This is a genomic window from Mycobacterium sp. (assembly GCF_035314665.1).
Taxonomy (GTDB): Bacteria; Actinomycetota; Actinomycetes; order Mycobacteriales; family Mycobacteriaceae; genus Mycobacterium.
In genome coordinates this window covers 1-4833 of sequence record NZ_DATFZD010000290.1, presented here as the reverse complement: position 1 = coordinate 4833, position 4833 = coordinate 1, and the positions used below count along the sequence as shown (strand labels likewise).

The window sequence follows — 4833 nt, the reverse complement described above, 5'->3', positions numbered from 1 at the left end:
TGCGATCAAGTTCAACTACTTGCCGTTCGGCCTCAACCTGTTCAGCACCGCCGAGACGCTCCCCAAGGAAGTCGCCTACTCCGAGCCGCGGCTGCAGCCGCCGAACGGATACAAGGACACCACAGTGCCCGGGATCTGGGTACCCGACACCCCGTTGTCGCACCGCAACACGCAGCCCGGCTGGGTTGTCGCGCCGGGCATGCAGGGCACAAAGGTGAGTCCGATCACGGCGGGCTTGCTGACGCCGGAATCGCTCGCCGAACTCATGGGCGGACCGGATATCCCACCGGTGCAATCGAACCTTCAGACGCCGCCGGGACCGCCGAACGCGTACAACGAGTACCCCGTCGTGCCACCCATCGGCCTGCAGGCCCCCCAAGTGCCGATCCCGCCACCGCCGCCCGCGCCGGACGTGGCCCCGGGGCCGGTCGCGCCGACGCCAGTGCCAGCGCCCGCGCCTGCTGGACCACCGCTACCCGCTGAGGCGGCCGTGTCGACAGGACCGGGCTCGTGAGGCGCGCGATGAGCGCGGTACGCGCGAGGAGCAAGCCGAACCAACGGCCGGTGAAGCGACTGATGCGCATGGTCCGATACCGGACCCGGCAGGGGCTGGCTCTACTGGTGGCGACCGTCGCGCTGACCTCGTGCGCGAACTGGCACGGAATCGCGAATGTGCCAATGCCCGGCGGCCCGGGCACCAGGGCCGGCTCCTACACCGTCTTCGTGCAAATGCCCGACACGCTGGCCCTAAACCTCAATAGCCGGGTGCGGGTGGCCGATGTCTTTGTCGGCACGGTGCGCGCGATCAACCTGAAGAACTGGGTCGCCACGCTGGCGCTGGGTCTGGACAAGAACGTCAAACTACCCAAAAACGCCACCGCCAAGATCGGGCTGTCAACCCTGCTGGGTTCTCAGCATGTGGAACTGGCTGCGCCGCCCAACCCGTCGCCCGAACTGCTGAAGGACGGCGACACCATCCCGCTGAAGAATTCGTCCGCTTACCCCACCACCGAGCAGACGCTGGCCAGTTTCGCCATTATCTTGCGCGGGGGGGGCATCCCGAACCTCGAAGTGGTGCAGAACGAGGTCTACAACATCGTGCACGGGCGGGCCGACGTGATCCGTGCCTTCCTCAGCAAGCTGGACACCTTCACCGCACGACTCGACGAGCAACGCGATGACATCACCCGAGCCATCGATTCAACCAACCGGCTGTTGACCTACGTGGGTCCCCGCTCGGACGTTCTCGATCGGGTTCTCACCGAATTCCCGCCGCTGATCAAGCATTTCGCCGACAAACAGAACCTTTTGATCAACGCGGTTGATGCGACGGGAGGGTTCAGCCAGGTTGCCAACCAATATCTGTCCGCCTCGCGGAACAACCTCCATCAGGACCTGCTGTCGCTGCAGTGCCCGTTGAGGGAACTCGGCCGTGCCTCACCGTATCTGATCCAGGCACTCAAGCTGATCCTCGTCCGGCCGTTCGATATCGACGCCGTGCCGAAGGCGTTCCGCGGCGACTACTTCAACCTGTCACTGACGCTCGACCTGACGCTCAGCGCTGTCGACAACGCGGTTCTCACCGGGACGGGGTTCTCCGGAGCGCTGCGCGCGCTCGAGCAATCGTGGGGCCGCGACCCCGAAACGATGATCCCCGACGTCCGGTACACGCCGAACCCGAACGACGTCCCCGGCGGGCCGCTGGTCGAAAGGGCGGATAGGCAATGCTGACCCGCTTCATCTGGCGCCAGCTGATCCTGTTCAGCATTCTGAGTGTGATCACGGCGATTGCGCTGGGCTGGTTCTACCTGCGGATTCCAAGCCATGTGGGGATCGGCCAGTACACCCTGAAGGCGGACCTGCCCGCGTCGGGCGGTCTGTACAAGACGGCCAACGTGACTTATCGCGGTGAAACCATCGGAAAGGTCACCGCCGTCGAGCCGACCGAGGCCGGCGCGCAGGCGACCATGAGTATTGCCGACCGGTACAAGGTCCCCATCGACGCATCGGCGAATGTGCATTCGGTGTCGGCGGTTGGTGAGCAGTATCTGGACCTGGTGTCGGTAGGCAACCCGGGTAAATACTTCTCGCCAGGCCAGACCATCACCAAGGGCACCGTGCCCGCTGAGATCGGGCCGGCGCTGGACGCCGCCAACCGCGGGCTGGCCGCGCTGCCCAAGGACAAGATCAGTCGACTGCTCGACGAGACAGCCCAAGCGGTCGGCGGGTTGGGGCCCGCGCTGCAACGGCTGGTCGACGCGACCCAGGCGATTGCCAGCGACTTCAAAACCAACATCGGCGATGTCGACGACATCATCGAAAACTCCGGGCCGATCCTGGACAGCCAGGTCAACTCCGGTGACGCGATCGCGCGCTGGGCGCACAACCTGAACATCCTGGCCGCGCAGACCGCCGAGAACGACCAGCACGTGCAGAGCATCCTCACCCAAGGGGCGCCGACCGCCGACCAGGTCAACGAGGTGTTCAGCGACGTCCGCGAGACGCTGCCGCAGACACTGGCGAATCTCGAGATCGTGCTGGAGATGCTCAAGCGGTACCACAAGGGCGTCGAGCAACTGCTGGTGGCCTATCCGCAGGGCGACGCGGAAGGCCAGACGGTAACGGCGGCGTTCCCGGGCTACGCCGCGCTTGACACCGCGCTGACGATCAACCAGCCCCCGCCGTGTCTGACCGGCTTTGTCCCGGCATCTCAGTGGCGATCTCCGGCAGACACCAGCCTGCAGCCGATGCCGTCCGGAACGTATTGCAAGATCCCGCAAGACGCTCCGGCCAATGCCGTGCGCGGGGCACGCAACCTTCCGTGTGTCGATGTTCCCGGTAAACACGCCGCGACGCCACAGGAATGCCGCAGCAACAAACCATATGAGCCGCTGGGCACTAACCCGTGGTACGGCGACCCCAATCAGATCAGGAACTGCCCGGCACCGGGCGCGCGATGCGATCAGCCGGTAGATCCCGGCCACGTGATACCCGCGCCGTCGATCAACACCGGCCTCAACCCGGCGCCTTCCGACAGGGTGGCGGGGACGCCGCCGCCCATCAGCGATCCGCTGCAGCGGCCGGGTTCGGGGACTGTGGAATGCAATGGGCAGCAGCCAAACCCCTGCGTCTACATCCCCAGCGGGCCTCCCACCGCCGTCTACAGTCCACAGAGCGGTGAACTGGTAGCGCCCGACGGTGCCAAGTACGCGGTCGAAGATTCGAGGAAAACAGGAGACGACGGTTGGAAGGATATGCTGGCGCCAGCCGGCTGAACCGCACCGATGCCGACGACTCGTCCGAAAGAGTCGGAGGAAGTCACTGAAAAGCTGGCTCAATGCGTTACGCCGTTGGGCCCGTGAGACTTCGATGACCTTGAGACGTCGCGGATACGTGAACTCAGGCCGGCTCATTTGCACGAAGCTCATCGTGCAGCTTCCCCGACTCATCGTTTGGCCCTGGTCGGACTCTTGACACTGACCGCACGTACAGTCATATACTCGACGTGATGCGCTGGCAAGGTCGGAACGCTCTGAGTGCCCTGAATCGGAGCGCACCGCGGTGTGCTCTGCGCACACAGCTGGTTCGACACCGCGCGGGCCAGTTGGTGAACACAGAGATCGGAGCGAAATGCCGGAAGTGATTGGCTTAGGCCAACTCCGGAGTAACGCGTGGACGTATCTCGATCGGGTTGGCGCCGGGGAGACGATTGATGTCGTCCGTCACGGCAAGCTGGTGGCCCGGATCGAGTCGGTCGGTGACGGGAGGGTGGCTCCGATCCCGGAGCGATCTGTCAAGGCCGTGGCACCGGACGCTGGTGGGTGGGTCGGGCTTGATGAGCTGCGAACGCGTGCCGGGCGGTGTTTCGATCGGGTTGCCGCCGGGGAGACGATTTATGTTGTCCGTGGCGGCAAGTTACTGGCGCGGATCGTGTCGGCAGGTGACTCGCGGATGACCCCGGTCCCGGCGGACGCTGGTGGGCAGATCGAGCTTGACGAACTGCGAAAGCGTGCGGGGCGTTATTTCGACAGGGTTGCGACAGGGCAGACGATTGAGGTCGTCCGTGGTGGCAAGCTGGTTGCTCGCATCGTGTCAGCCGCTGGGAACGACCCCCGCAGGACAGCCTGATCGGGCCATGAGTGCGCGAGCCAGGCGCCGCTTTTGCCAGCGCCGCATCCATTACGCGGAATTTCCAGGTCCTGATGCATAGGAGCGTTATTGTCGCTGGTGGTATTGCAAACGACGCTGCGGAGGCAAATGACGGCCTATCGGACTGTGGTGGTCGGCACTGATGGCTCAGAGTCGTCACTGCGCGCGGTCGAGCGTGCGGCCACGATTGCCGCCGACACGAACGCGAAGCTGATCATTGCGACGGGCTACTTCCCTCACCCGGACGATTTGCGCGCGGCCGACATCCTCGGGGAGGAGGGCTACAAGGTGCGCGGCAACGCGCCAACCTACGCGATGTTGCATGATGCCCGCGACCGAGCAAAGGCGGCCGGGGCGAAGAACATCGAGGACCGGCCGATTAAGGCTGCACCAGTACATGCGCTGGTGGACCTTGCCGAGGAGGTTGGGGCCGATCTGCTGGTGGTTGGCAATGTGGGACTGGACGCGCGATCCGCGCTCATCGGGCGGGTGTTCTCGGTCCCCGGAGCTATCGCCACCAGGTCCAACATCGATGTACTGATCGTTCATACCACTGGCTGACCCGGCAGTGGAGCTACACAATCCACACGCGATGGTCGCGCGCCTCGGAAGATAGGTCGTCTTCGATAATGCCGACCGCTGCCTGCAGGTCGGTGCTTCCCTGTTTGGCATAGACCGTGGCCT

4 protein-coding genes and 1 pseudogene are annotated in these 4833 nt (G+C 64.6%); all 5 read left to right on the top strand.

Annotation, left to right across the window (positions count from 1 at the left end):
- Positions 1–514, top strand: a pseudogene (locus VKI00_RS20545) (mammalian cell entry protein); the annotation flags it as partial.
- 62 nt (positions 515–576) lie between these two features.
- Positions 577–1731: a virulence factor Mce family protein gene (locus VKI00_RS20540; protein WP_324440668.1), complete on the top strand. Its 1155-nt coding sequence runs from the start codon at positions 577–579 to the stop codon at positions 1729–1731.
- Positions 1725–3275 (top strand): MCE family protein, encoded by a 1551-nt coding sequence (locus tag VKI00_RS20535; protein WP_324440666.1) that lies wholly within the window; start codon positions 1725–1727, stop codon positions 3273–3275. Before VKI00_RS20540 ends, VKI00_RS20535 begins: the two co-directional genes overlap by 7 nt.
- Before the next feature lie 355 nt (positions 3276–3630).
- A complete protein-coding gene (locus VKI00_RS20530; RefSeq protein ID WP_324440664.1) occupies positions 3631–4128 on the top strand; it encodes a type II toxin-antitoxin system prevent-host-death family antitoxin in 498 nt (165 codons plus the stop codon).
- A gap of 129 nt (positions 4129–4257) precedes the next feature.
- The gene (locus tag VKI00_RS20525; RefSeq protein WP_324440662.1) at positions 4258–4710 is read left to right on the top strand and encodes a universal stress protein; all 453 of its coding nucleotides are present in this window, start codon (positions 4258–4260) and stop codon (positions 4708–4710) included.
- The last annotated feature ends 123 nt before the right edge of the window (positions 4711–4833 follow it).